Source organism: Tundrisphaera macrotermitis, assembly GCF_051175315.1.
GTDB lineage: Bacteria > Planctomycetota > Planctomycetia > Isosphaerales > Isosphaeraceae > Tundrisphaera.
On sequence record NZ_CP195102.1, the window covers coordinates 18,952 to 45,249 of the forward strand.

General features: G+C 67.5%; 21 protein-coding genes. All 21 read right to left on the reverse strand.

Features of this window, described 5'->3' with window-relative positions; all coding sequences use genetic code 11:
* Window positions 1–11 precede the first annotated feature (11 nt).
* Window positions 12–1,277 (reverse strand): glycosyltransferase family 4 protein, encoded by a 1,266-nt coding sequence (locus TA3x_RS28835; protein WP_435022682.1) that lies wholly within the window; start codon window positions 1,275–1,277, stop codon window positions 12–14.
* Between the two features lie 36 nt (window positions 1,278–1,313).
* Window positions 1,314–2,303, reverse strand: coding sequence for a UDP-glucose 4-epimerase GalE (gene galE / locus TA3x_RS28840; RefSeq protein WP_435022684.1), 990 nt, complete (start codon window positions 2,301–2,303; stop codon window positions 1,314–1,316).
* Between the two features lie 93 nt (window positions 2,304–2,396).
* Window positions 2,397–3,566 carry an HAD-IIIA family hydrolase gene (locus tag TA3x_RS28845; protein ID WP_435022686.1) on the reverse strand — a complete coding sequence of 390 codons (1,170 nt, stop codon included), beginning with the start codon at window positions 3,564–3,566 and terminating at the stop codon, window positions 2,397–2,399.
* A gap of 18 nt (window positions 3,567–3,584) precedes the next feature.
* Window positions 3,585–4,643: a glycosyltransferase family 2 protein gene (locus TA3x_RS28850; protein ID WP_435022688.1), complete on the reverse strand. Its 1,059-nt coding sequence runs from the start codon at window positions 4,641–4,643 to the stop codon at window positions 3,585–3,587.
* A 62-nt stretch (window positions 4,644–4,705) separates the two neighbouring features.
* Complete coding sequence (locus TA3x_RS28855) at window positions 4,706–5,449, reverse strand: WecB/TagA/CpsF family glycosyltransferase (protein ID WP_435022690.1); 744 nt, start codon at window positions 5,447–5,449, stop codon at window positions 4,706–4,708.
* Window positions 5,450–5,520: 71 nt separating this feature from the next.
* On the reverse strand, window positions 5,521–6,489 hold the full coding sequence (locus tag TA3x_RS28860; protein ID WP_435022692.1) for an exosortase/archaeosortase family protein: 969 nt from the start codon (window positions 6,487–6,489) through the stop codon (window positions 5,521–5,523).
* Window positions 6,490–6,549: 60 nt separating this feature from the next.
* The gene (locus TA3x_RS28865; RefSeq protein WP_435022694.1) at window positions 6,550–8,721 is read right to left on the reverse strand and encodes a polysaccharide biosynthesis tyrosine autokinase; all 2,172 of its coding nucleotides are present in this window, start codon (window positions 8,719–8,721) and stop codon (window positions 6,550–6,552) included.
* An 838-nt stretch (window positions 8,722–9,559) separates the two neighbouring features.
* Entirely contained in the window at window positions 9,560–10,327 is a 768-nt protein-coding gene (locus TA3x_RS28870; protein ID WP_435022696.1) for an exosortase-associated EpsI family protein, read from the reverse strand.
* 189 nt (window positions 10,328–10,516) lie between these two features.
* Window positions 10,517–11,248, reverse strand: a complete 732-nt coding sequence (locus TA3x_RS28875) for a sugar transferase (protein ID WP_435022620.1) — start codon at window positions 11,246–11,248, stop codon at window positions 10,517–10,519.
* 395 nt (window positions 11,249–11,643) lie between these two features.
* Window positions 11,644–12,870 (reverse strand): glycosyltransferase family 2 protein, encoded by a 1,227-nt coding sequence (locus TA3x_RS28880; protein ID WP_435022622.1) that lies wholly within the window; start codon window positions 12,868–12,870, stop codon window positions 11,644–11,646.
* A 48-nt stretch (window positions 12,871–12,918) separates the two neighbouring features.
* Complete coding sequence (gene rfbC, locus TA3x_RS28885) at window positions 12,919–13,485, reverse strand: dTDP-4-dehydrorhamnose 3,5-epimerase (RefSeq protein WP_435022624.1); 567 nt, start codon at window positions 13,483–13,485, stop codon at window positions 12,919–12,921.
* A complete protein-coding gene (gene rfbA, locus TA3x_RS28890) occupies window positions 13,482–14,357 on the reverse strand; it encodes a glucose-1-phosphate thymidylyltransferase RfbA (protein WP_435022698.1) in 876 nt (291 codons plus the stop codon). Before rfbA ends, rfbC begins: the two co-directional genes overlap by 4 nt.
* A gap of 26 nt (window positions 14,358–14,383) precedes the next feature.
* Window positions 14,384–15,445: a dTDP-glucose 4,6-dehydratase gene (rfbB, locus tag TA3x_RS28895; protein WP_435022626.1), complete on the reverse strand. Its 1,062-nt coding sequence runs from the start codon at window positions 15,443–15,445 to the stop codon at window positions 14,384–14,386.
* A gap of 195 nt (window positions 15,446–15,640) precedes the next feature.
* Entirely contained in the window at window positions 15,641–16,918 is a 1,278-nt protein-coding gene (locus TA3x_RS28900; RefSeq protein ID WP_435022628.1) for a glycosyltransferase, read from the reverse strand.
* Window positions 16,919–17,036: 118 nt separating this feature from the next.
* Window positions 17,037–18,242 (reverse strand): SpoIIE family protein phosphatase, encoded by a 1,206-nt coding sequence (locus TA3x_RS28905; protein WP_435022630.1) that lies wholly within the window; start codon window positions 18,240–18,242, stop codon window positions 17,037–17,039.
* Window positions 18,239–19,288: a chemotaxis response regulator protein-glutamate methylesterase gene (locus tag TA3x_RS28910; RefSeq protein ID WP_435022631.1), complete on the reverse strand. Its 1,050-nt coding sequence runs from the start codon at window positions 19,286–19,288 to the stop codon at window positions 18,239–18,241. Before TA3x_RS28910 ends, TA3x_RS28905 begins: the two co-directional genes overlap by 4 nt.
* A complete protein-coding gene (locus tag TA3x_RS28915; RefSeq protein ID WP_435022633.1) occupies window positions 19,285–21,768 on the reverse strand; it encodes a hybrid sensor histidine kinase/response regulator in 2,484 nt (827 codons plus the stop codon). The genes TA3x_RS28910 and TA3x_RS28915 overlap by 4 nt, the downstream gene beginning before the upstream one ends.
* Complete coding sequence (locus tag TA3x_RS28920) at window positions 21,765–22,442, reverse strand: chemotaxis protein CheW (RefSeq protein ID WP_435022635.1); 678 nt, start codon at window positions 22,440–22,442, stop codon at window positions 21,765–21,767. Before TA3x_RS28920 ends, TA3x_RS28915 begins: the two co-directional genes overlap by 4 nt.
* Window positions 22,439–23,671: a CheR family methyltransferase gene (locus TA3x_RS28925; RefSeq protein WP_435022637.1), complete on the reverse strand. Its 1,233-nt coding sequence runs from the start codon at window positions 23,669–23,671 to the stop codon at window positions 22,439–22,441. Before TA3x_RS28925 ends, TA3x_RS28920 begins: the two co-directional genes overlap by 4 nt.
* Window positions 23,668–24,135 carry a chemotaxis protein CheW gene (locus TA3x_RS28930; RefSeq protein WP_435022639.1) on the reverse strand — a complete coding sequence of 156 codons (468 nt, stop codon included), beginning with the start codon at window positions 24,133–24,135 and terminating at the stop codon, window positions 23,668–23,670. Before TA3x_RS28930 ends, TA3x_RS28925 begins: the two co-directional genes overlap by 4 nt.
* Before the next feature lie 65 nt (window positions 24,136–24,200).
* A complete protein-coding gene (locus TA3x_RS28935) occupies window positions 24,201–26,246 on the reverse strand; it encodes a methyl-accepting chemotaxis protein (protein WP_435022641.1) in 2,046 nt (681 codons plus the stop codon).
* Window positions 26,247–26,298 lie beyond the last annotated feature (52 nt).

Below are 26,298 nucleotides of genomic sequence, written 5' to 3' on the forward strand. Positions count from 1 at the left end.
ATCGGCCCCGATCAGCCCCGGGTCGTGGCGACCGCATCGGCGGGCTCGACCCGGCGGTCGTCCGTCAATGAGGCGGGGGCGTCGTGATCGAACCAGGACGCGAGCCGGGCGGCCTCCACGCGGGCGTCGTGGAACTCGGCGACGCGGCGGGCCCCCTCCCGGCCCATCCGATCCATCTCCTCGACCGGGGTCGAGAGGGCCTCCCGCATCGCACGGGCCAGGGCATCCACCGAGCCGGCCGGGACCATCCAGCCGCAGCGGCCGTTCTCGACCAGTTCGGGGATCCCTGCGATGTAGGTGCTGATGACCGGGCGGCCCATCGCCAGGGATTCGAAGATCACCACCGGCAGCCCTTCGGCGAAGCTCGGCAGGACCAACGCCCGGGATTGTCGGATCTCCTCCCGCACCTCGGGGCCGGACTTGTACCCCGTGATCCGAACCCGGTCCCCGATCCCGTACTCGTCGATCAGGCGCTGGGCCTCGCCCCGCATCGGCCCGTCGCCGACGATCACCAGCTCGCATTCGATCCCTTCGCGGATCACCTTGGCCGCCGCCTGGATCAGGAGGAGCTGCCCCTTCTGCTCGACGATCCGGCCGATGTTGATCAGCCGGGGCACGTCGGGGACGGGCGTCTTTTCCGCGTCGAGGAACATCCGGTCGACGCCGCAACGGACGATGCGGATCTTGCCCCAGTCCGCATAGTCGGCCCAGCGATAGAGCTGGCTGCGGGTGAAGTCAGTGATCGCAACCACGAAGTCGGCATGCCGGATCTTCTCCTTCAGGCCGAGCGGCCGGGGGGCGTCGAACTCCTCGGGCCCGTGCATGGTGAAGCTGTATGGCGGCCCACCCATGATCCGACACAGCATGGCCACCAGCGTGGCGTTGGTGGCGAAGTGGCAATGGACGTGGGTGAATCCCCCCTGTTTCATCCACCCCAGGAAGACGCAGGCCTCGGCGAAGTAGATCAGGTTGCGGAGCAGCCCCTTCTCCGACTTCCTCCCCATCCGGATCGCCTCACCGAAGGCACGGAAGAACCGGCCCGGCCGGGTGATGGCGGTGCGAAGCATGGCCCCGATCATCCCCAGGGCGCCGACCGAGATGATGGCCCGGGTCCTGGCCTGCTCGCGCCGGTCGACCACATCGACGAGCTGATCCGAGGTCCACCGGAGGGCGAACCGTTCCATCGGGACCCCCAGCTCTTCCATCGCGACGATCTCTCGTCGCATGGGGACCATGGAGACCTCGGGATAGATCGGGAGCAGATAGGCGATCTTCATGATTCGGCACGCGAGTCGGGTGGATGGGACGGGAAGTCAACGCCCCGCCGAGGCGTAACCGTCGGGGTGGGAGGAATGCCATTTCCAGGCGGAGGAGACGATCGCATCGATGTCGTGCCGGGGGGCCCAGCCGAGTTCGGCCATGGCCTTCTCGGGCGTGGCGATGAGCGTCCCCGGGTCGCCAGGCCGGCGATCCACGACCTCATGGGCGATCGGGTGGCCGACGGCCTTCTCGCACGCCCGGAGAATTTCCAGGATCGACGTGCCGGTGCCCGACCCTAGGTTATATTCGCGGCCAACGCCGGGGCCGAGGGTCTCGACGGCCAGTTGATGGGCTTGGGCCAGGTCGTCGGTGTGGACGTAGTCGCGGATGCAGGTGCCGTCGCAAGTGTCCCAATCCCCGCCGTAGATCTTGAGCTTGTCCCGCCGACCGGTGGCGACCATCAGGGTCAAGGGGATGATGTGCCCCTCGACATGGCGGCTCTCGCCGAAATTCCCATCCAGGTCGGCACCGGATGCGTTGAAGTAGCGGAAGATCGTGTAGGACAGCCCGTAGGCCCGGGCGTATTCCTTGATCATCCGCTCGGCGGCCAGCTTGGTCGTGCCGTAGGGCGTCTCGGGCAGCTGAGGGGTGGTCTCCCGGATCGGCATCTCGACGCCGAACGCGTAGGTCGCCGCCGTGCTGCTGAAGACGATCTTCGAGACCTCCGACCGCCTCATGGCGTCGAGGATGCTCTTGGTCCCGAGCACGTTGACCGTGTAATAACCGTCCGGGTCGACAATCGACAGCGGCACCGAGGCCAGGGCGGCGAAGTGCATCACCGCATCGATATCATGGTCCTTGAGCGTCGCGGCGAGACGGTCTGTATCGTTAATGTCGCCGACGACCAACCGGCCTTCGGGGACCGCCGCGGCATTCCCTTCCAGCATGTTATCGTAAGCGATCGGATCATGGCCGTTGCGCAGGAGCGAACGGAGGCAAGCACTTCCGATGTACCCGGCGCCGCCGGTCAGGAGGATTTTCACGGCTGGATGCTGCTCCCGGAAAATTAAGCCGGATCACGGATCGGCCGGCCGGATGGCGGGCGTCGCCATGGTAGCGGGATCGACGACGAGCGATCAAGTCGCGACGCCGGACCGGGCCGCACCATCGAGGTGCTCCGGGGCATGCCCGGGCCCCTGCCCTCCCGAGGCCCGCCCGAGGATCAGGTCGGCGGCGGCGTTCAGGTCGGGCACCACGTGATGACCGGCATCATGCTCCTTTTCCTGATCGCTCAGGCCGTGACCGGTCTCCACCAGGATCGTGCCCCGGCATCCGGCATTCACACCGGCCAGGACGTCGCTGAGCATGTCGCCGATCATCCAGGATTCGGACAGGTCGAGCCCGAGTTCGTCCGCCGCCCGCAGCAACATCCCCGGTCCCGGCTTGCGGTCGGGATGGTCGATCGTGGTCCGGTCGCCGGTCTTGGGAACTTCCGGGCAGAAGTAGATGCCTTCCAGGGTCACGCCTTCGGCGGCGAAGCGAGCTACCATCGCATCATTGACCGCCGCGAGCTGGTCCAGGGTGATCCTCCCACGACCGACCGCCGATTGATTGGTCACGATCACGAGGGCGTAACCGGCCTCCTGAAGCCGCCTCAAGGCCGGGACGGATTCCGGGAAGAGCTGGACCCGTCCTGGATCCCCCAGGTAAGGGACGTTGACGATCACCGTGCCGTCGCGGTCCAGGAAGACGGCCGGGCGTCGGGCCCCATCGCTCGGGGCGGATTCCCGCACCGCCGGAGAGGGGGAGGCCAGGATCCGCGCCGGGACGCCGACGGCCACGGCCCCCGGCGGCACATCCTGGAGGACCACGCTCATGGCCCCGATCTTCGCCCCACGGCCCACCCGCACCTGGCCGAGGACCTGGGCGTAGGCACCCAATTCCACATCGTCTTCCAGGGTCGGCGAAGGACCGCCCTCGAAACGGTTGCCGAGAGATACCCCCTGGCGGAGCGTGCAGTTCGCGCCGATCACGGCGTCATGGGTGACGAAGATGTTGCCGAAGTGCCAGATCCGAAGGCCCGGCCCGATCGTCGCCGACTTGGGCAGGCTCACCCCGGTCATCGTCTCGACCGCATAGAAAGCCAGCCAGTAAGCCTTCGTGAGCAGCCGGCGCACCAGCCCGGGACGACGACGGTCCACCCTCCGCCCGAAGCGATAGACGGCGATCGCCCAGAGGGATTGCTCCTTGAAGAGGGAACGTCGAGGATACCGGGCCAGGTCGGCCTGCCAGTCGGGGTCGGGCATGCGGGTCGAGGGCTCTATTCAGGACGATAGGGTGGTGGCCGCCGGCCGGACGGCTTCGGCCACCCGCTTGTATTCGATGAGGCGGCCCGTCCGGCCGCTCCGCCGGTCGATCCGATAGCCGAGTTGGCCCGCCGCGTTGGCGAACTGGCCGACGATCATCAGGGCACCATAGGCCAGGGCCGTATACCAGCCCTCGACCCGAGGGCGAATCTTCAGCGCCAGCCGGGCCGCTCTGGCCGGGTAGATGGCCGACGACACGAGGGCGACGGCCGCAGCGGCGGAGGGGCCGACCAGGTATCCGGCGATCGTCGAGCCGGCCAGGATCATGATCGGGACGTGGATTGCCCAGAGCCGCGACCGCTTCAACTCGCGGGCGAACGGCTGATCTCCGCCCGGGAATCGGGTCTGGATGTCGAGGCCGTTGTAGCCGCCCCGGTACATCCGCCGCCACCACTGGCGGAATCGGGTCATGCCCAGGTCGTGGAGGGTCATCTCGGCATCGATGCGCCAGACCGACCACCCGGCGGCGCGGAGCCTCTGGCACAGCTCGGGCTCCTCACCCGCGGCGGCGGTCGGATCGAACCCCCCCACGGCCTCGAAGGCCTCGGCCCGCATCAGGGCATCGCCACCGCAGGCCAAGGCCTCGCCGATCGGCGTCTCCCATTCGAGATCGGCCAGGCGATTGTAAACTGATCGCTCGGGATACTTCTCGCGGCGGCGGCCGCAGACCACCGCCGCCCTGGGCCTTGCATCCATCTCGGCCCGAGCCAGGTCGAGCCAGCCGGGGACGACCTCGCAATCGCCGTCGAGGAACATCACCGAGCCGAGGCGGGGCTCGATCTCCCGGAGCCGCTCGAACCCGGCGTTCCGGGCCCTCGCCGCCGAGAACGGCCGGCTCATGTCCAGCTCGACGACCTCGACGCCCGCCGATCGAGCCAGCGCGACGCTGCCATCGGTCGATCCCGAATCGACGTAGACGATCGGCAGCAACCGGCCGGCCAGGGAGTCGAGGCACCCGCGGAGTCGGTCTCCCTCGTTGCGGCCGATCGCCACCACGCCGGTGACCTCCGCACGCATGGGGGTAGGACCAGCTTCGCCGGCCCCGTCATGGTCGATCGGTGGAGAGTCGACGGGGGCGTTCACGATGATGGCCCCGCCGTCTCCTGGGCCAGCGAGAGCGGGATCGGGGCCGCCTGTTCCGGTTGACCGCCCCGCCCGGTCAGGTCGCGGGCGATCGATCGCAAGATGAACAGGATGTTCCGCGAATAGCGGGGGACGAGCCGACCCGGCTCCTGGGCCATCCGGTAGGCCCACTCCATGCCGATCTTCTGATAGATTCGAGGCGCCCGCCGCACGCGGCCCGCGACGAAATCCAGAGTGGCCCCGACCTGGACGCAGGCCGGGACGCCCAGGGCTTCGAGATTCTCGGCGATCCAGCGCTCGCCCTTGGGCTGCCCGAAGGCGACCAGCAGGAGGCCGGGGCGAGCGGATCGGATCCGTTCGACCAGGGCCCTGCCCGGCTCCCCCCCCAGTTCGTCCGGCCCGGGGCAGGCGGTGCCGGCGATCCGCAAGGCGGGATAACGCTCGACCAGCCGCCTCGCCGCCTCGTCGGCGATGCCCGGCCCAGCCCCCAGGAGGAAGACCGAGTGGCCGAGCCCGGCCGCCTTCTCGCAGAGGTCGTAGATCAGGTCGGAACCGGCCACTCGTTCGGGAAGGACGACTTTCCGGAACCGCGAGGCCCATACGAGCGGCGCGCCATCGGCCAGGATCAGCTCGGCACCCTGGTTGATCGGGCCGAGGTCGGGATGCTGCTCGGTCAGCATCGCATAGTGGACGTTGGCCGTGATGAAGTACGCCGGCCGACCCCGGGCGATCATCGTCATCACCGCATCGGTCGCCGATTGCCGGGTCACGCGCGAAAGCGGGACACCCCAAACCCAGGAACGCTCGGTCATCACGAATTTCCGGCCATGTTGGCGACGCCCGGGTTGATGCCGATCAACAGGGGCTTCTGTGAATCCGCCGGCGCCTCGACGATCAGCCAGGAGACGATCGTGAGTTCCAGGGCGACCAGTGCCATGGCCGTCGGCATCATCAGCCACCCGGCCAGGTCATGGGCATACTTGCTGCCCACCTCGGCCCCGAACGAATGATAGCACCAGGCGGTCGCCGTGATCCTCAGGATGTTGCTCAGCAGCGCGACCGGGACGACGCTCGCCAGCAGGATCAGCCGCTTGAGGTGTGACATGGGGATCAGGCTGGCCGCAGCCACCACCGTCGCGGCCAGGCTCATCAGCATGGCCAGGCCGTTGCAGGCCTCCTGGACTTCGAGCCGTTCGGAGTCCACCATGATGACGTTCCCCTCGGCCATCACCCAGAGCCCCGTCGCCTTCAGCAGCGCGACCGAGAAGACGGTGGCGATCTTCTGCAACGGCTGGGAGAGCAGCGTGTTCATGGCCGCGGGCAAGGGGAACAGGAAGATCAGGAAGGCGAAGCCCGGCCAGATCCGGAAGAAGATCTTCCAACCGAGGCGGGCCAGGCCGAGGCCGACGATCAGAGGGAACAGGGTCGCGGTCTCGGACCACTGGCTCCCGCGATTGTGGAAATAGAGCCGGGCCCCGAGCGCGGCGACGACCAGCCCCCACCCGACCAGGGACGGGGATCGATCGGCCAGCCCGGGCCAGCTTTTCCACATGATGACCAGGGCGATCGGGATGACCAGGAACCCGTGCGAGTAGTCCGGGTCGTTCATCCAGGTCTTGTAGAGAGACTGGAGGTTGGGCGTGTAGGCCAGCCAGATCGCGACGACCACCGCGATGACCGGGGCCAGCTCGGCGACGAGGTCGGCCGGTCGGTATCGTGCCACGACGGGGGCGGGCCCGAAGTCGTCGTCGTGATTGATGTCGGTCTCTTTGATGGACATGCCTAACCCCGATGGAATCATCCCGGATCAACGCTGCGGACCGTCGCGTCCCGTGCCCGATTAGGCCGTGAACTGATCCGCCTCGCCTTCCGCCCCGGCGCGGCGGGACGGGTATTGATAATCATAATGGTACTTGCCGTAGTCGGTCGACGACGCGGGGGCGCCGTTCACGACCATCCCGAGGACCGGGATGTTGGCCATGGCGAGTTGTCGGCTCGCCCGTTCGACCATCGGCAGGCGGCTGGCGTCGAAACGCGACGACATGACGACACCATCGACGTGGCGGCCCATCAGCAAGGCGTCCGGCACGGGCAGGATCGGCGGGGAGTCGATCAGGACGAGGTCGAACATCCCCCGGAGCTGGTCGATCAGGGAGGCGAAGCGGAAGGAGGTCAAGATCCGACTCGGATCGATGCCGGGAGTCCCGGCCGACAGGAAGGAGAATCCGCCCGCCTGCACGGTGCTCATCGCCTCCTCGATCGTGATGTCGCCGTTCAGGACATCGGCCAAGCCCAGGCCGGTCGGGACGTCGAGCAGGCGGCCGAGCGAGGCATGCCGCATGTCGGCGTCGATCAGGAGGAGCGACGTGCCGGCGTTGGCGCACCGGGCGGCCAGGTGGGCCGACAGCGTGGTTTTGCCCTCGCCGCCGGTGGCGCTGGTGATCAGGACGACGCGCCCCTGGCCCGGGATGCCGCCGTCGCAGAGGGCGACGCGGAGGTGGTCGAGGCTCTGGACGAATCGCGCGAGTTTCTGCTCGGCGCGGGCGGAGCGGCCGTCCTCGTTGCCCGAGAGGTTGGGGAGCGGGGCGATCGAGAACACCTCATGGCGGACCCGGGACGACAGCAGGTCGGGGTCGGAGACGCGGGCCGATCGCAGTTCCAGGGCGATGACCAGGCCGAGCACCGCCAGCAAGACGCCGACCGGCGTCATGGCCAGATACTTGAGCCGATTGTCAGACTGCGGACGCCCGGCCCTGGTCGCTTCGTTGGTGAGGCGGATTCGCGACCCGTCCTTGGCGGAGAACTTCAAGTCGTCGAGTTTGCGATGTATCGTGTCCTGCATGTCCTTGATCGCCTGCCGGGCCTCCCGGATCAGGGCGATTTCGACCTCATCGGTCGCCATCTTCGACGAGGCGACTTGCAGTTTCTTCATCTCCTCTTCGAGCGCCGCCTTGCGGAACTTCAGGTTGTGGATCTTCTCATCGGCCTCGCGGATCTCATCATCGGGGTTGGTGCCCCGCTTGAGGATGTGATCGCGGAACTGGGGCGATTTGGTCGCCCAGAGCTGATCGTATCGGGCCTTGACGTTCTCGAAAGCCTCTCGATGGCGGCGCAGAGCCGGGTCGTTCGGATCACGAGAGACCTTCTTGACGTTGTTGATCTTCTCTTGCAGGGCGATCAGCTTGTCTCCGGTCCCGATGACCTCAGGGTCCGTGTGGAACATCCGGACGACTTGCTGATCGAGGTTTTCCTTCTCGTTCCCCTCGGCCATCGCCGACCCGCGAGTGGAGCGGATGTGGTCGCGCCACGACTCGGCGGTGGCCAGTTCGCGCGTGACTTCGAGGTACTCCCGCTGGACGGTCTTGTATTCCTGGATGGTCATCATGGAGCCGCTGGTGGGCGCCGCCACCGCCTGGCCCTTGCCGTTGTCCGACTTCTGCGTCGACAGATTCTGCTGGAAGACCTGGTTGTCGACGTCCCCCTTCTTGGCCAACTCCTTCCAACGATTCTCGAGCTCGTCGGATTGGGCCTTCAGGGTCGCCAGGTAGGTCTCCAGCCGTTCGGTCTGGGCCTGTGTCAGACCGTCGGACCATTCGCGGTTCATCTTGAGGAACGAGTCGACCACGGCGTTGACGATGGTCGCCGCTTCGCCCGGATCGCGCGAGGCCATCGAGACCGAGATGAGGTACGTGCCCGGAATCGTCCGGACGTTGATCGCCTTGCGGAGTTCCAACACCGCATCATCGGCCTGCCGGATCCGAGGCAGGACGGCCACGGCGGGGTCGACGGCCGCGGTCTGGAGGACGTTGGAACTCTTGATCAACTGCACCAGCGTTTCGAGGAAGATCGAAAGGTCGTTGTTCGTGTTGCCCACGTAGAGCGAATTCTTCTCTTCGACCCGCAGATAGCTTTCCGACTCGTAGAGCGGCTGCACCTTGAGGTAGATCAGAGCGGCGAGCCCGACGCTGAGCACCGACCAGAGGCCGAGCACCAGCCACCAATATCGCCTCACGGCTCGCAGGGTCGCGCGGATGATCTGCGGAGACGGTGAGCTTTGCGCCTGGACGGTGGCCGGCAAACCCGCGCCCACCCCGATTCGCGCCGGGAGCATTCGGGCGGGCACGAGCGGGCGGTTCAAGTCGTGTGAGTCCATCTTGGGTGATCTGCCGCGAGGTACCGGATAGTATGAAGCCGCGAGATCGACGGGAATGTCATCGGTTCCGAGTCCCGATGAACCTCGTCGAGGCGGGGACTTCGGCCCGGGATCGGAAGGCGAGGGAGGGAGCGATCATCCGACGCACCCGTGGTCGTCGCACGTTTCGGATGCGTCCACTGCACTGTACGTTTCAAATCGGCGGCCGGTCAACGAGATCAATGAAATTGCTTCTCGTAGATAAAGGTCTCCGTTGATGCGGCACGTCGACACGCCGGGATCGACCGGCGGAAACTTTCCAGCCCGCCTCGATCGAGTATACTTCTAGGTGATGGCGAGCGCCATTCCGTCCGATACGACGTTCGAAGCCCAGGCCATTCACACCAGGACCCTTCCGCCCATACCGAGACCGTTCCGCGATAGTCCGATCAGGGATCTCCCGAGAGGCCGGCCATGACGTGTCGACTTGACATCGCATCGATTACGAGGAGTCGAAGAATCGAACCCGGCGTCCGCGTGGAACGTCCTGGATCTCGGTGGCCTCGGGTCATCCACATCGCGTTGATGCTCTACCTTTCGCCCGTGATCCTCCTGGTTTTCGCCCTGGCATCGTTGCTGATCGTCGGCGGCTGGTGGGTCGGTATCGCCGCTCGCATGGTCCGGTGGGTCGGTCAGCGGATCGGGCCATCCGGCGAGCTCAACGCGTCGCCTTCTCGGGGATGGCCCGGTCATCAGCCGCATCGGTTCGAGATGTCGCGGAGGATGCGCGGGCTGCGCCGGGATTCGTCTTAGCGATCGGGCTCGCCGCGGAGGCTTCCGATGGATCACCCTCGGCGATCCTCCGTTCCAGATCGGGGATCAGCATGGCCAGGAACGCCTCGATCGGCTCGTTCTTGTCAGGCTTCTCCCCCTGACTCATCCCCCGCTGGATCTGGACCTTGAACAGGCCCGGATTGCTCCGGTGGAACTTGATACCCCGCCCCACGTCGGGAGACCACCGGCCATCCAGTCGGAACGAGTGATAGGCCCGCTCTCGTACGCTGACGAGGGTCCCGGGACGCGAGTAGATCGCGGCCTGGAAGACGGCGAACTTGTCGCCATACGGGATCTCCCGTTGCAACGCAGCCCCGTCCGGAGAGAACCCGGTTGCCGGGTAACACACCTCGGGGGTGTGAGGGATCACCGGTTCGGCGGGCCCATAGAGCACCAGGAGCGACAAGCGAACCCCGGTGAGATCGTCGACATAGGTTCGTACAAGGTGATCCGTCGATCCCGTGATCTGGACCGTCTTGTCGTCGAGTTGTCGGGCCAGACTCGGCTCATTCTTCCAGGAACCCAACTGCTGGGGAATGTCTTCCAGCTGGAACGGACAAGGTTGGAAGGTACTTCTCTCGATACCCAGTTGGCGATCCTGGCGAGTCCTGAGCCATCCCGCAGTCCCGATCAGAACACAGGCCAGGGCCATCCACGCCCATCCAGAACCCAGGACGGCATGAACGCCGCTCTTCCCCGATCGAATCTTCGAGGGTTGGGGACCCGATGGGGGTGAATCTTGGATGGCTGACATGGTTGCATGCACCCCGGTTCAGGATCGTGGTGGTCTCGACTCCACCGCTACGGATGTCGAAGGTCCATGTGACACGATCTCGACGATCTAGCAGGCCCCACGGCCCAGGGCGACGACCACCACGGTCCGAGCGATGATACGCAAATCCAGGCCGAGGGACCAGTTATCGACATAGTCGAGATCAAGGTCCATCATCCGATCGCTATCGACGTCGCTTCGCCCACCCACCTGCCACGGGCCCGTGATGCCCGGGAGCACCTTCAGCCGCTTCTGGTAACCGATCGGATCGTTGGCATCGAGCCGATCGCAATCGCGGAGTTGCAACGGCCGAGGACCGACTAAGCTCATCTCGCCGACGAGGACGTTCCAGAGCTGGGGGAGCTCGTCGAGGCTCGTCTTGCGGAGGATCCGGCCCAAGCCGGTTACTCGTGGGTCTTCCTTGATCTTGAAGAGGACGCCGCCCGCCGACTCGTTCAGATTTTCCAATTCGTCGAGTTTCTTCTCCGCATCGGCGACCATCGTGCGGAACTTCAAGCAATAGAATGGCTTGCCATCACGTCCCAGCCGAACCTGGCGGAACAAAATCGGGCCCTTCGATCCCAGGCGGATCAGGACGGCGATGAGCCCCATGATCGGGGCGAGGCAGATCAACCCGCCGATGGCACCCACCAAGTCGATCGCTCGCTTGGCCATCGAACCGATCAAGGATGAGGTCGCATCCTCAAGCCGATTCGGAATCCCATCCAGGCAAGTGCTGGGGGGCGCCATGCATGAATCCACGTCGATAGGTCCAAATCGTGCAGGAGTGATGCTGCTCATCGGTTCCGCTTCTCCGGAGGTCACCTGAGAATGAGAATCGAGTCGGGAGGCATGATTGAGAAGGAGGGGCTTAATGGGAAGTTCATTGCTCCTCAGTCGGTTTGGCCGTGGACGACTCTAGCAAACCGCTTCCACAGGGTCAATTGGCTACAAGGCTCGCATGACGTTCTTCCGAGCAGTGATTGCCGAGAGATGTTGCTTTTAAGGAACTTCATTCGATCTTCATCCATGCTCCCAACCTGATGCCGCATCCTTTTCGTTCACCTCGGATCCTTTAGATACTCGATTATCGGGAATTTCGCGGGAGGTTTGTGATCCATTTCACGAAGCCGGACGACACTGCCGCCCAGAATGTGACATCAGTGCCTAAATTCTATGCCGCACTGGCAAGTGCCCTACTTCCTTCCAACCTCTCTTGGTGTGCGAATCCAGGAAGCGGGTTTCCGACCGAACGTCTTGAACGCCTTCCAGAACAGAAAATAGGGTAGGGCAAGTAACGCGCTCAGATAGCGGACGGGGAGATCCATCACGACGAGTGGGCTCAGGGCATACAACGCCAAGAGAACCATCATGCCGGCATAGATATCGAGAATGAAGAAATCTAAACCAAGAACGCTTCTTCCCATCCAGACCTGAACGATCAGCATCACCGCCGGCAGGACGGTCGCCATCGCCAATCGACCCAAGGGCGGGAAGTAAAGATCCACGATATACACAATCTTTTTCATCGGGTTAAGTCGAGTCGAGGCGACGATTGGTCTCAGGAATGACTCGCGGAGGGATTTCCGTCCCGACTCCCATCGAATTCTCTGAGACTCCGCGGCAGACCCGCCCCGGCTGACGATCTCTCCGCGGACGATCGCGTCCTTGAGGAAGTGGATCCGTTCTCCGGCCTCGCGGAGCATGAGGGCGAATTCCATGTCCTCGACCAGGCCATGAGCCCGCCAGGGATGTCGGGAGAGGCCCTGTCGCGAGAAGCACATCCCATTGCCTTTGAGCCCAACGCTCAGACCCAGACGATCCAGCCCGAGCATCCAAACCCCATTGGTGAGGCTGAATGCATAGGTCATCAGGCGAGTCCGCCAGGTCGCGTCGGCGTTGCTGACGGTGTAATACGCCTGGATCCAATCATGGCCACGATCCAGGGAATCGGAGAATCTTCGGAGGAGCTGGTCATCGAGGGCCGTATCGGCATCGACGATCACGGCGGCGTCATAAGCCCCGGCCAGAGTGGACGCTTCGGGCACCGCCGAGAAGAATTCCTCCAACGCGTGGCCCTTGCTTTTAAGGGTCACGTTGAAGCGCTCGTAGACCCGCGCCCCCGCCTCTCGGGCCGCCTCGGCGGTCCGATCCGTGCAATTGTCGGCGATCACGTGGATGGAATAGAGGTCGGGCGGGTAATCGAGGGCCTGGCAACTTCGGACCGTCGTGGCGATCAGGTCCTGCTCATCGTGGGCGGGGATGATGATCAGGAATCGCTTCGATGGCGACTGGGAGATCGTGCTCGATCTCTTCTCCCGCCGGCCCAGGACCGCTGCCGCCAGGACCGAGGCCAGCAGGAGGTAGAAGGGCGCGAGAGCGACGGCGATCGCCGCGGCCGACCAACCGATGATTTCGCTCATGATCCAACCAGGGGTGGTCGCCGTCGCTGCGGCGGGACTCGGCGGGGCTCAGGCGGCGGGCTCGTATCGGGGGAGCCTCTCCTCCGGGATGTCGCGAAGGCGCGGGGCATCGGCATCCTTGGGAGAAAGGAGAGGATTCGACGCGGGCCATTCGATGCCCAGGTCCGGGTCGTCCCAGGCGATCGAGCATTGCCCCTGGGGGTCATACCCCTCGGTGCATTTGTAGGAGAAGAGCGCGGGCTCATCGCCGATCACGAGGAATCCGTGGGCGAATCCGCCGGGGATGTAGAGCTGACGCCCAGATTCCGCGTCCAGGGTCTCGCCGACCCATTTTCCGAAGTGGGGCGATCCCACCCTGATGTCCACGGCCACATCCCAGACCCGCCCTCGGATCACGCTCACAAGCTTCCCCTGGGCGGTGGGGAACTGGAAGTGGAGGCCGCGCAGGACCCCGACCGCCGAGCAGGACAGGTTGTCCTGGGCGTAGACCTCCGGCAGCCCCTTCGCACCGTGGACGGCCCGGCTCCAGGTCTCCAAAAAGTAGCCGCGATCATCGCGGAAGATCCGCGGCTCGATCAGCATGACGCCCGGCAAGCGGGTTTCGGAGACGTTCATGGACGCACGGGCTCCCGCAGCATCGCCAGGAGATACTGGCCGTAATCGTTCTTGAGGCCGGAGGCGAGCTGGACGACCTGCTCCTCGCCGATGAACTTCATCCGGTAGGCAATCTCTTCGAGGCAGGCGATCTTGAGCCCCTGCCGCTGCTCGACGACCTGGATGAAGTTGGCCGCCTGGTGCAGGGCCTCGTGCGTGCCGGTATCGAGCCAGGCCATGCCCCGGCTGAAGATCTCCAGCTTCAGCTTGCCGGCCTGGAGATACGCCCGATTGACGTCCGTGATCTCGTACTCGCCCCGCTTCGAGGGGGCGAGGTCGCGGGCGATGTCGAGCACGGCGTTATCGTAGAAGTAGAGGCCGACGACGGCGTAATTCGACCGGGGATTTTCGGGCTTCTCCTGGAGGTCGACCACGTTGCCGTCGCGGTCGAACTCGGCCACGCCGTACCGTTCGGGGTCCTGGACGTGATAGCCGAAGATGGTCGCACCCTCGGGCGAGGTTGCGACCCGCTGGAGCTGCTCGCTGAGCGAGTCGCCGTGGAAGATGTTGTCGCCCAGGATCAGGGCCACGGGCGAGTCGCCCACGAACTCCCGGCCGATCACGAAGGCCTGGGCCAGCCCGTTGGGGACCGCCTGCTCGGCGTATGAGAGCTGGATGCCCCACTGGGACCCGTCGCCGAGCAGCTCGCGGAACCGCGGGAGGTCCTGCGGCGTCGAGATGATCAGGATCTCGCTCAGGCCCGCCAGCATCAGGACGCTGAGCGGGTAGTAGATCATCGGCTTGTCGTAGACCGGCAGGAGCTGCTTGCTCACGACCCGGGTGAGGGGATAGAGCCGCGTGCCCGATCCGCCGGCCAGGATGATCCCCTTCATGCCCCGGGGATTGATCGCGGGGGACGTCATGAGTTCGCCCCCAGGCCGAGCCGTTCCTGGCGATAGCCGCCCGACTGGACGTCGCGCCACCAGAGCTCATTCTCCAGATACCAGAGGACCGTCTTGCGGAGGCCGGTTTCGAAGGTCTCGGCCGGCGTCCAACCCAGCTCGCGCTGGATCTTCGAGGCGTCGATGGCGTACCGCTGGTCGTGGCCGGGCCGGTCCGCGACGAACTTGATCAGGTTGGCGTGGGGGGCGTGAGGCGAGTCGGGCCGGAGATCATCCAGCAGGGCACAGATCGTCTGGACGACCTCCAGATTGGTCCGCTCGTTGTGGCCGCCGATGTTGTAGGTCTCGCCGACCTTCCCTTCGGTCAGGACCAGCCGCAAGGCCCGGGCGTGATCCTCGACGAAGAGCCAGTCGCGGATGTTGTCCCCCTTGCCGTAGATCGGCAGGGGCTTGCCGGCGACCGCGTTGAGGATGACCAGGGGGATCAGTTTCTCGGGGAAATGGTACGGGCCATAGTTATTGGAGCAGTTGGTGACCAGCGTCGGCAGGCCATACGTGTGATACCAGGCCCGGACCAGGTGATCCGAGGAAGCCTTGCTCGCCGAATAGGGCGAGTTCGGGCTGTAGGGCGTGTCCTCGCGGAAGAAGTCCGTGGCGCCCAGCGAGCCGAAGACCTCGTCGGTGGAGATGTGGTGGAAGCGGAAGCGATCCCGCGCCCCGCCTTCCAGGCCGCTCCAGTAGGCGCGGGCGGCATGCAAAAGGGTGAACGTCCCGGTGACGTTGGTGCGGATGAACTCGCCCGGCCCGTCGATCGAGCGGTCCACGTGCGACTCGGCGGCCAGGTGCATCACCGCGTCGGGCCGATGCCGCTCGAAGACGCCTGAGATGGCATCGGCGTCGCAGATGTCGACCTTCTCGAAGTGGTGGCGGGGGTCGTCGACCACCTCGGCCAGCGAGGCGAGATTCCCGGCGTAGGTCAACTTGTCGACGTTGACGACTTCCGCATCGGTCTCGCGGATCCACTGGCGGACGACGGCGGAGCCGATGAACCCGGCGCCTCCGGTCACTAGAACCTTCATCCAGGATCGTCCTGCAAACTCGAGGGGCGCCGCCATGCTTCGGTCGCGACGCTCCGCGCCGCCCCGCGATCGCTCGCGGGCAGGGCTGTCAGTCTAACTGAGCGACCCGGCGGAGTCGACGCCGCGTGGGCGGAAACCCGGCCCGGCCGTGGAGGAAACGAATCATGGTGAGAATTGCCAACAGCCCCCCACGCCTCAGGTCTCGACGAGCGCAGCCGGGGCATGGGCGCCGGCCCGGGAAGGCTTCGGCCGGAGTTCGTCGATGCGTCTCCGCAGCAGGGCGTGGCGGGTGCGGTGCATCTCCGCGTGGGTCAGGCGACGCGCCACCTCCAGGGCGGCCAGGCCCATCGGGCGGAGTCCGTGGGGGTGGCGGGCCAACTCGGCGATCTTCGAGGCCAGGGCGTCCACGTCGCCGGGGGGCAGCAGGATCCCGGTCTCGCCGTCCCGGACGCAGTCGCGGATGCCGGCCGTGTTGCTGGCGATGGCCGGGACCGCCTGGGAGAAGGCGTCATAGATGATCCGGGGCTGCTCGTCGGCGAGGCTCGGCACGAGCAGGCCGTGATATTCCCGGATCGCCGAGAAGAAGGTCGCGTCGTAGGGGACCGGCGCCCGGAGCCGGACCGTGGTCGGGCCGTCCAGGGTTTTCGCCAGGGCGTCGAAGCTCTCCAGCAGGTCGCCGGATCCCATCACGTCGATCTGGACCGGGACCCGGGCCTCGGCCAACTTGCGGATCGCCTCGATCAGGATCCGGCCCCCCTTGGTCCCGGTGATCCGGCCGGCGAAGACCAACCTCAGGGGCGAGGCCGGCTTGGCGTCCCAGGCCCGACCGGCGTCCTCGTCGGAGAGGATCACATCCTCATCGATCCAGGAGGCGTGGGTGACGTGGCCGAGGTGCCGCCGGCCCGGCTTGAGCATGCTGGAGCGGTATTCGGCCTGGGTGAACAGGGCGATGTCGGCCCGGTTGACGCACCAGCGGGCCATCGTCTCGAAGGCCACGCCCCGGATCCGATCCACGAGCCGCGCGCCGGGCTCCAGGCCCAGCCGCCAGGGGGCGGACTCGACGTTGACCAGGAGGATCTTGCCCCGCATCTTGGCGAACAGGGCCGCCGGCCACCCCAGGGGATAGGGCCACCCGCCGATCCCGGCATGGACGAGGTCCGCCCGACCGACCGCCTTCCAGAGCCGCAGGAACGTCACCGGGGCATCGATGATCCCCCTCGGCTCGTCCTTCGACATCGGCACGGGCTGATGGGTGAGCGTCCCGAGGTCCGGCTCGTCGTCGATCGGCAGTTCTCCGGCCACCGGGGGCCCGGGCCGGAACGGCGAGGCCAGCTCCAGGCGCGAGAGATACTTCCGATGGAGCTGGAGATCCTTGAGCCAGAGCTGGTCCACGGCGCGTCGGCCGTCCGGGAGCACGGCGTGGGGGATGTTGACGAGCAGGAGGTACGGATTCTCGATCGGGTCGGGCCACATCGCGGGATTTCTCGATCGGTCGCGTCGCTCTCCCTCGTCGCCGCGGGCCCAGTTTAAGGCATGGGCAATTTGATCCGCAACCGGACTCGGCCCCGCGTGGCACCGGGGCCGCACGCCGTCAGGCGGGGGGGAGGAACCGGAATTCGACCATGGACAGGTCGTCGGCGAATTCCTCCGAGCCCTGAAGTTTCCGGGCGTGGGCGATCAGCGGGTCCATGGCCGAGGCCCCTTCCCCGCTCATCGCCGCCTGCATGAAGGCGACGAAGTCGCCGAACGGCCAGGTCTTCCCCCCGACCTGCTCGATCTCGAAGGCCCCGTCGCTGTAGAGCGACAGGAAGCCGAACGGGCCGATCTGGGTGGTCGAGGTCGCGTATTCCAGGTCGCCGACCGCGCCGATCATCGGGCCATTGGAGTCGAGCGATTGCAGCTCGCAGCGCCCGGCATCTTCCCCGGTCAGCAGGAGGGCCGGCGGGTGGCCGCCCCCGGAGTAGTCCAGCCGGCGGGTCGGCTTGTGGTAGATCCCATACCAGATGGTGAAGAAGAGTCCGTTTTGCTGGTCCATCTGGAACGCCCGGTTGAGCGCCGTGAGGACCTGGCCGGGATCGCGGAAGTCGGTTTGCGGCAGGGATTGCGAGCGCAGGGCGTTGAGGGCCGAGACGGATAGCAACGCCGATCCGACCCCGTGGCCGCTCACATCCAGGAGGTAGAAGGCGAAGTGGTCGGGGTCGACCCAGTCGTAGCCGAACGAGTCGCCGCCCAGCTCGGCCGAGGGGACGAATCGCCAGTCGGTCGTGATGGTGCCCTTGCGGAGCTTGTCGGGCAGGAGCGACTTGACGTACTTGGCGGCCTGGGCCACGTCCTTGGCCAGCAGGCGCTGGCTCGCCTGGAGGGCCCGGTAAGCCTCGTTGCGCTGGAGGAGGTTGATGTACCCCTTGGAGTGGTAGCGGACCCGGGCCAACAGTTCGAGCTTATCCGGCAGCTTGACGACGTAGTCGTTGGCCCCGAGGGCGAAGGCGTCCGCCTTGATCTTGGGCTCTTCCTTGGTGGAGAGGACGATCAGGGGCGTCTCGCGGGTCGCCTCGTTCTCCCGGTACATCTTGACCAGGGACAGGCCATCGATGTCGGGCATGACCAGGTCTTGCAGGATCACGGTCGGGCCGATGGCGGTGGCCCGCTCGACGGCCTGGGCGGCATCCTTGCAATAGTGAAAGACGACGTCGGGCTCGCCGACGAGCATCCGGCGGACGACCTCGCCGATCATCGGCTGGTCGTCGACGAGCAGGACCGACACCGGGTGCTGGGTCAACGCGGGTTCGTCGTTCATCGTGGGCTGGCCCCCCGGGCCCGTGCGTTGCGACTGGTGATCCCGTCGGCCAGCGCCCGCGCGATCTGGCCGAGGGGAAGGATCTGTTCGGCGGCCCCGATCTCGGCGGCGGCCCGGGGCATCCCGTAGACGATGCAGGTGGCCTCGTCCTGGGCGATCGTCGCCCACCCGGCCTCGCGCAGGGCCTTCAGGCCCAGCGCCCCGTCGCGGCCCATCCCGGTCAGGAGCGCCGCCGATCCCCGGACCGGCCACCGGCCGGCGATGCTCGCGAAGAAGACGTCGACCGAGGGGCGATAGTAGAGGGTCGAGGGTTCCGCCACGTACCGGAACCGGAGGCGGTCGTCGAGGATGACATGGTCGTTGGTCCCGGCCAGGTAGAGCCGCCCCGGGAGCGGGACGGTGCCGGGCACGATCAGCTCGACCTCGCGGCCGGTCTCCTTGGTGAGATGCTCGGCCAGGCCGCGCGAGAAGGCCTCGTCCACGTGCTGGACGATCACCACGGCCGCCTCCTCGGTGTCGGGCAGCTTGTTCAGGATCCGGGCCAGGGCCGCCGGCCCTCCCGTCGATGCCCCGATCGCGATCAGGGGGAAGTGGGGATTCCCCTCGTCGAAGGGGGGGGCGGCCGGCGTGGCGATCGGGACTCGCGACGGCCGCCCGATCAGTCGCGAGATCGTGCGGATCTTCTCCAGCAGCGGCGAGGTCCCGAGCGTCCCCTCGCGCGGGTCGAACGAGGGGGTATCGACGGCGTCCAGGGCGCCCAGCCCCATCGCCTCGTAGACCCGGCCCATGTTGCCGCTGACGGTGGCCGTGACCACCAGGATCGGGCACGGCGTCTCGGCCATGATCCGCCGGGTCGCCTCGACCCCGTCGACCCGGGGCATGATCAGGTCCATCAGGATCAGGTCGGGGCGGTCAGCCCGGGTCTTCTCGATCGCCTCGTCGCCGTCGGCCGCCAGCCATGCGACCTCGAAGTCGGGGACGGTGACCACGGCGCGGCGGAGCGCCTCGCGGGCCAGGGGGACGTCATTGACGATGGCGATTCTCATCCGGCGGCCTCGCCGATCAGGTCCACGACGGCATCCAAAAACGTCCGGTCGTGGAAGCTGCTCTTGGTCAGGTAGCCGTCCGCGCCGGCGTCGAGCCCGCGCATCCGGTCTTCTTCCCGGTCTTTGTAGGAGACGATGATGACGGGGGTGCCCCGGAGACGGGCGTCGGACTTGATCGATCGGACGAGTTGGATGCCGTCCATGCGCGGCATGTCGACGTCACTGATGATGAGATGATACCCGCCCCCGCGCGCCGCGTTCCAGCCATCGACGCCGTCCACGGCCACATCGACATCGTAGCCCCGGCCCTCCAGCAATTGTCGCTCCAGCTCGCGGACGGTGATCGAGTCGTCGACCACCAGGATCCGCTTCGCCGAGGGCCGCGCGGCCAGCTCGGCGGCGTCGCTCAACCCCTTGAGCCGCCGGCCGCCGAACAGGTTGTCGATCGACCGGACCATGTCCTCGACGTCGACGATCAGGACCGGCCAGCCGTCTTCCAGGACCGAGGCACTATTGATGTCGGGCGGCTTGCCCAGGCGGGGGTCGAGCGGGCGGACCTCCAGGTCCCGCTCTCCGAGGAACGCCTCCACGACCACGCCGAACCGCTGGCTCCGGTCGCTGGCCACCACGATCGGCAGCTCATCGCCGCTGGTCTCCCCGCCGGGCAGGCCGAAGACCTGCGACGCCTCGACCAGCCCGACGAGCTGGTCGTCGACCGGGAAGTGGGGCCGGCCTTCCAGCATCCGCAGCCCCGACCGGGACACCCGGGCGATCCGGTCGATCCGGTTCAGGGGGAAGGCGTAGGGCTCGCCCGCCACACGGACCAGCAGCGCCCGGACCACCGACATCGTGATCGGCAGGTGGAGCGTGAACTTCGTCCCACGGCCCGGCCGCGAGGCGATCCGCACCGTACCGCCCACCGTGCGGACCATGTCCTGCACCACGTCCAGCCCCACCCCCCGGCCGGACAGCTCGGTCACGGAATCGCGGGTCGAGAAGCCGGGCAGGAACAGGAATTCGAGCAATTCGGCCTCGGTCAGCCGCCCGGCCATCCCCTCGGCCACGAGCCTTTTCTCCACGACCTTGACCCGGAGCCGCTCGACGTCGATGCCCCGGCCGTCGTCGCTCAGGGTGATCTGCAGGAGCCCGGCGCGGTGGCGGGCCTCCAGGCGGATCGTCCCGGTCGGGGACTTGCCCGCGGCCTCGCGCTCGGCCGGGCTCTCGATGGCATGGTCCAGGGAGTTGCGGATCAGGTGGTTGAGCGGGGCCTCCAGCTTGTCGAGGATGTCGCGGTCGACGCCGGTGTTCTCCCCCTTCAGCTCGAACCGGACCATCTTGCCGAGCTGGCGGGACACGTCGCGGACCATCCGGGGGAAGCCCCGGGCCCCCTCGGACATCGGCCGCATCCGGCTGGCCAGGACCTCGTGATGGAGCCGGCCGGCCAGGTCCTCCCCCCGTCGGGCGTAGTCTTCGAACAGTTCGACATCGCCGCCCAGGTCCTGCAAGCTCCGGTCGACCTGGCCGCGGGCCTTGGCGATCAACTCCATCTCGACCCCGCCGCCCGGCCCCGACGAACGCCGATCCTCCAGCGCCCGCAAAGTTTCCAGCAAGGCGGCCTGCCCCGCCCGGTGTGCGGTCAGGGCATCGACCAGGGGGCGAAGCTGCCGGGCATGGACCAGCGACTCGCCCGCCAGCCCCATCAGCCGGGTGAGGCTTTCCGCCGAGACCCGGACGACGCGGTTCGGGGAATCGGCCTGCGGGCCCTGGACCGGCATGTCGTCGATCGACAGTTCCGGGGCCATCGACTCGATGCGGCCGGTCACGGCGCGGGCGTGCTCGTCGTCGAGGAGGTCGTCGGGGCCCGACTCGTTGGGTTCGTTTGGCGGAGCGACGGACGGTGGCGGGTCGTCGTTGGGTTCGTTCGGGACGACGGCCGCGGGGTCGGTCGGCGGTGGCGGGTTGGGTTCGTTTGGCGTCCCGAGGTCGGCCGGTTCTCCCGCGCCGTTGGGTTCGTTTGGGGGATCGCCCGGGGCCGGTGCGATGGGTTCGTTTGGCGCCGGGGCCGGTGCCGACTTCCCCTCCCGAATCGCTTCGAGCTGGGCCACGGCCCCGGCGATCTCCGCTTCATGCTCGGCCTGCCAGGAGGAGATCTCGGATTCGGCGACCATCGAGCAGCGGGACAGGAGATCGACCGCGTTGAGGAAGATGTCGACGTGGTGGGTCTGGATCGCGAACGCGCCCTTCTGGGCGTCAACGAAGCAGTCTTCCAGGGCGTGGGCGACGCGGACCGCCGCATCGAGCCCGACGATCCGGGCGGCCCCCTTGAGCGAGTGGGCGGCTCGCATCAACGGTTCGATCGCGGCGGGCGAGGCCCCCTCCCCTTCCAGGTTCAACAGCCCTTCGGCCAGCGCGGCGGTCTGGCCGTCGGCCTCGGACCGGAACAGGTCCATCAGGGAGAAGCCGCTGAGGTCGTCGCTCATTGGCCGAGGCTCCGGAGTGCGGCGAACACGCGGGGGTCGTCCAGCAGGGCCACGCTCCGGTCGTCGCCCCAGGCGAAGACGGCCTGGCTGTAGCTGCCCGACGGGTTGGCCAGGGTGGACGGGACCTTCTGGAGATGGCGGCGGGGGATCCGCTGCACGCCGGCCACCTCATCGGCCGCGAACACCCAGGACTCGCCGTCGCGGCTGATCACCACCAGACGGGTCCGCGCCGCGCCGTCGCGGCCGGCGGCGGCCGGCTCGACCCCGAGCAGTCCGTGGAGCGACACGCATAACTTGAGCTGGCCGCGCAGATTCACGATCCCGGAAAGGATGTGATTGGAGCGGTGGGGCACGCGATGCACGGGCCGGACGGTGGTCACTTCCGCGACCAGGCGCGACCCCAGGGCGAGCCATTCCTCCCCGAGCCGGAAGACCAGGAGGCCGACCTCGTCGGGGTCGGCCACGGCGACGGGCTGGGCGAGGATCCCCCCCCAGTCGTCGAGATAGCCGGGGGGCGGCGGCCGGTCGAAGATGAGGCGGGCCGCCGAGGCGAACACCGGGCAGTTGCGGCAATGGACGTGCGTCGCCAGCTCCGGGCAGCTCTGATCGCCGTTGACGCCGATCCGGTTCCAGCAGTCGTCGATCGTCCGGAGGGCGGACTCCGCGATGCTCATGATGTCCCCTTCCGCGATCGGGCCCGCTCGGCGCGGCGGCGGTAGCCGGCCTCGGCCGCGACATCCCCCCGGCGACGGGCCAGGATCGCCAGGGCCAGGAGCGCCTCATCGTGCTGCCCGTCCAGGTACACGGCGCGTTGGAGGTGGGCCTCGGCCCCGGATCGATCGCCGGCCGCCTGTCGGATCATCCCCAGGAGGAAGTAGGCTCGTGCCGAAGGCCCAGCGGCGCGGATCGCCCGCTCGCAGAGCCGGGTCGCCTCGTCGTACTGCCCCTGGTCCGCGAGGGCCGACGCCTCCTCCAGAGGCTTCGCCGGCGGGGGCGGCGCTGGATGGGGCGATTCCGGAATCGGGGCCGGGGCGGGCCGGGCGATCGCGACGGGCTTCGGCGTCGGCCTGGATCCCGGCGGGTAAGGACGGGGCGGATCGGCGGGGGGAGGGGCCGGGGCCGACCTGCGGAACGCGAAACACCCCCGGTCGTCGATCGGCTCGAATCGGGCGAGGTCCGACGTCCGGTCGGCATGTCCCAGGAACAGGATTCCCGAGTCCGCCAGGAGCCGATCGAGATTGGCGAAGGCCCGGACCCGCGATGGAGGGTCGAAGTAAATCAGGAGGTTGCGGCAGAAGACCATGTCATACGGCGGCACGTCGGCCAGGAGCGACGGGTCGAGGATGTTGCCGAGGTGGAACGCGACCGTCGAGCGGGCCTCTGGGGCGACGGCCATCCCGCCCGCGACCGGGCAAAAGTGGGGCGAGGTCCCCGGCATCTGCCCGCCCCGGAAGGAGTTGCTGCCGTAGATCGCAGCCCGGGCCCGATCCAGGTTGCGGCGGCTGACGTCCACGGCATCGACGCGGAACCGGCCGGGCGGGAGGCCGGCATCCAGGAGGCTGATGGCGATCGAGTACGCCTCCTCGCCTCCGGCGCAGGGGAGGCTCAGGGCCCGCAACGGCGGCCGCTCGGGCCGGCACGCCCAACCGGCGAGGGCCCGCTCTTTGAGGAGGCGGAACGGCCGGTCATCGCGGAAGAACCAGCTTTCCGGGATCACCACCTCCTCGACCAGGGCCTGCTGCTCGGCCTCGGACCGGGACAGGAGCGTCTCGTACTCGCCGCGATCGCGCAGGCCGAGTTCGGCCATCCGCGCCTGGATCCCGCGCGTGATCAGGTTATCCCCGACCGTGGACGGGTCCAGGCCGATCCGATCCGCCAGCAGCCGCTGGATGGTCCCGGTCACAGCCCACCCGCCCCGGCCAGGCCGGCGGTCGCGGCCCCATCGCCGTCGGAGAGGATCCGGTCCGGCTCGATCATCTGGATCAGCCCGCCGTCCGCCTGGTACACCGCCCCCAGGTAGGGGGCCGCCGCGAACCCGGCGGCCGGCAGGGCCGCCCCGGCCTCGTCCACCGAACGGACGTCGTCGACCCTTTCGGCGATCAGCCCGAGCAGGCTGGCCGGCCCGCCCCGGGCCGCGGCCTCGACCAGGATGATCCGGGTGTTCAGCCGGTCGGCGCACGGGATCCCGGCGATCCTCGTGCCGAGGTCGACCACCGGCACCGCCTTGCCCCGGAAGTGGAGCAGCCCGGCCAGGTAGTCCGGCGCCTGAGGCAACGCGCGGAGCCGGACCCGGGGGACGACCTCCACGACCCGCGCCACGGCGACGGCGAACGGGGCCTCGGCGACTCGGAACGTGAGGACCAGCATGGGCGATCGCCTCGGTTGTGCCGCCGGTGGGGCCGGGCGGCGGCCCGCCCCGCCCCCAGTCTACCTCACCCCGCGGCCGAGGCATCGGGATGCCCGATCGTGAACCGGGAAACCTCGTCCTTCAGCCCGCCGACCGCCTCGCGGAGGTGGTCGGTCGCCTTGTTGAACTCGCGGAGCGAGATCGACGTCTGGTGTGCCCCCTCGCTGAGCCGGGTGACCGCCTCGCGGATCTGGTCGGCCCCCTGGGACTGGACCCGCATCCCCTCGTGGACCTGGTCGAACCGTCCGGTGAGGCCCTGCACCGAGTTGATGATCTCGCCGAGCTGGTCGCCGATCTGGGCCACCTCGCCGACGCCCTGCCGGACCTGGTCGGAGAACTTGTCCATCTCCATCACGCCGGCCGAGACGCTGTATTGCATCTCCTTGACCATCCGCTCGATGTCCAGGGTGGCCACAGCGGTCTGGTCGGCCAGGCGGCGGATCTCGCGGGCGACGACCAGGAAGCCGAGGCCGTATTCCCCGGCCTTCTCGGCCTCGATGGCGGCGTTGATGGACAGGAGATTGGTCTGGTCGGCGACCTTGGCGATCGTGGTCACGGCCAGGTTGATGTTGGCCGCGCGCTCGCTGATGACCGAGAGCTTCGAGCCGATCGACCCGGTCGACTCGGCGAGCTGCCGCATCGACCGGCCCATCTCGCCGAGGCTCCCCCGCCCCTCCGAGGCCATACCGGCGGTGCGTGCGGCGACCTCGTTGACCTCGTCCATCGTCTTGAGCAGTTCCCGGCTGGTGGCGGAGATCTGCTTGACCGCCGCGGCGGCCTCGCTGGTCGAGGCCCCGTAGTCGCTAATCGCCTCCCCCTGCTGCCGCGAAGTCGCGGCGATCTCGGTGGCGGTGGACATCAGGGTGATGCTCGATTTCTGGATCCGGCCGATCAGCGACCGCAGGTCCAGGGTCATCTTGCGCACCGAGCGGAGGAGCATGCCCGACTCGCCCGGCGCGTCGCCGGAGACGATCGCGGTCAGGTCGCCCGAGGCGATCTGCTCGGCCACCAGGGCCGCCTCGCGGATCGGCCGGGTGATCGAGCGGGCCACCACCAGGGCGACCAACCCGACGGCCAGGATGGTGAACCCCACCAGGCCGGCGGCCACCTGACGCTGGCGGGTGATCAGGGCGAACGCCTCGGCGGTGTCCTGCTCGATCGCCATCCCCCACCGCAGCGAGGGGAGGTAGGCCCACGCCGCCACGACCGGGATCCGGCGGTAGTCCATCGTCTCGCCGTAGCCCCGGCCCCCGCGCACGGCCTCCTGGAGGTCGATCCCCTCGTCGGAGCCGAACCGGATCTTGCGCCGGAACCCGGCCGAGGGATCGAACTTCGTCGGGGCCACGAAGGTCAGTTCGTCGCCGGTCCGCATCGCGATCACGGTCTCGCCGGTCTCGCCCAGGCCTTCGTTCTCGGTGGCCACCCGGAACAGCGCGGAATTGCCGAACTCGAACAGGATGACGCCGACCAGCCGCCCCTCGCTGACGACCGGGCCGCCCACGAAGGCGGCGGGCTCGCGCCGGCCGGGGTAGACCTGGAAGTCGGACATCGTGGCCTGCATCAGGAATTTGCAGCGGCGAAAGACGTCGGCGAACTGGGTCTCCCGGAGCGGCCCTGCGTCGATCGAGGCTCCCGGATCCAGGCCCGTCTTGAACGAGACGAGCAAGGCCCCGTCGATGCTCAGCAGGTAGGCGTTCTCGTAGGCGTAGGTCTCGATCATCCGCGCCAGGACGTCGCGGGCCCGCCCCTCCCCCGCCGCGAACTCCGGGGTATCTTTTTTGCCATCGCGGATTAGGGCCCCCAGTTCGGTCACGGCGTTGATCACGCTCGGGGCCGATCCGGAGATCCGGGCATCCCCCCGCCGCTCCGCGACGTAGGTCTCGATCTGCTCCGTCTTGGCCCGGGCCATCGATTCGAGCCGCTGGCGGACCGTCGTCTCCAGGGCGGAGCGGGACAGGAGCCCCGTGATCAGCGTGATCACGATGCACGGCACCAGGGCGATCGCCAGGAACCAGCCGATCAGCCGGGTGGCGATGCTGGCCCGGCTCGGCGCGAGCATTCGGAGAGGCATGCGAGGTCGACCTTATCTCGAAGGGGGGGCATCATTCCGGGTGGATCGCGTC

Coding starts and splice junctions, on each gene's coding strand:
- TA3x_RS28835 (WP_435022682.1), bottom strand. CDS start 1,277: ATGAAGATCGCCTATCTGCTCCCGATCTATCCCGAGGTCTCCATGGTC.
- TA3x_RS28845 (WP_435022686.1), bottom strand. CDS start 3,566: ATGCCCGACCCCGACTGGCAGGCCGACCTGGCCCGGTATCCTCGACGT.
- TA3x_RS28850 (WP_435022688.1), bottom strand. CDS start 4,643: ATGCGTGCGGAGGTCACCGGCGTGGTGGCGATCGGCCGCAACGAGGGA.
- TA3x_RS28855 (WP_435022690.1), bottom strand. CDS start 5,449: ATGACGATGATCGCCCGGGGTCGGCCGGCGTACTTCATCACGGCCAAC.
- TA3x_RS28860 (WP_435022692.1), bottom strand. CDS start 6,489: ATGTCCATCAAAGAGACCGACATCAATCACGACGACGACTTCGGGCCC.
- TA3x_RS28870 (WP_435022696.1), bottom strand. CDS start 10,327: ATGGCCCTGGCCTGTGTTCTGATCGGGACTGCGGGATGGCTCAGGACT.
- TA3x_RS28875 (WP_435022620.1), bottom strand. CDS start 11,248: ATGAGCAGCATCACTCCTGCACGATTTGGACCTATCGACGTGGATTCA.
- TA3x_RS28880 (WP_435022622.1), bottom strand. CDS start 12,870: ATGAGCGAAATCATCGGTTGGTCGGCCGCGGCGATCGCCGTCGCTCTC.
- rfbC (WP_435022624.1), bottom strand. CDS start 13,485: ATGAACGTCTCCGAAACCCGCTTGCCGGGCGTCATGCTGATCGAGCCG.
- rfbA (WP_435022698.1), bottom strand. CDS start 14,357: ATGAAGGGGATCATCCTGGCCGGCGGATCGGGCACGCGGCTCTATCCC.
- rfbB (WP_435022626.1), bottom strand. CDS start 15,445: ATGAAGGTTCTAGTGACCGGAGGCGCCGGGTTCATCGGCTCCGCCGTC.
- TA3x_RS28900 (WP_435022628.1), bottom strand. CDS start 16,918: ATGTGGCCCGACCCGATCGAGAATCCGTACCTCCTGCTCGTCAACATC.
- TA3x_RS28905 (WP_435022630.1), bottom strand. CDS start 18,242: ATGAACGACGAACCCGCGTTGACCCAGCACCCGGTGTCGGTCCTGCTC.
- TA3x_RS28910 (WP_435022631.1), bottom strand. CDS start 19,288: ATGAGAATCGCCATCGTCAATGACGTCCCCCTGGCCCGCGAGGCGCTC.
- TA3x_RS28915 (WP_435022633.1), bottom strand. CDS start 21,768: ATGAGCGACGACCTCAGCGGCTTCTCCCTGATGGACCTGTTCCGGTCC.
- TA3x_RS28920 (WP_435022635.1), bottom strand. CDS start 22,442: ATGAGCATCGCGGAGTCCGCCCTCCGGACGATCGACGACTGCTGGAAC.
- TA3x_RS28930 (WP_435022639.1), bottom strand. CDS start 24,135: ATGCTGGTCCTCACGTTCCGAGTCGCCGAGGCCCCGTTCGCCGTCGCC.
- TA3x_RS28935 (WP_435022641.1), bottom strand. CDS start 26,246: ATGCCTCTCCGAATGCTCGCGCCGAGCCGGGCCAGCATCGCCACCCGG.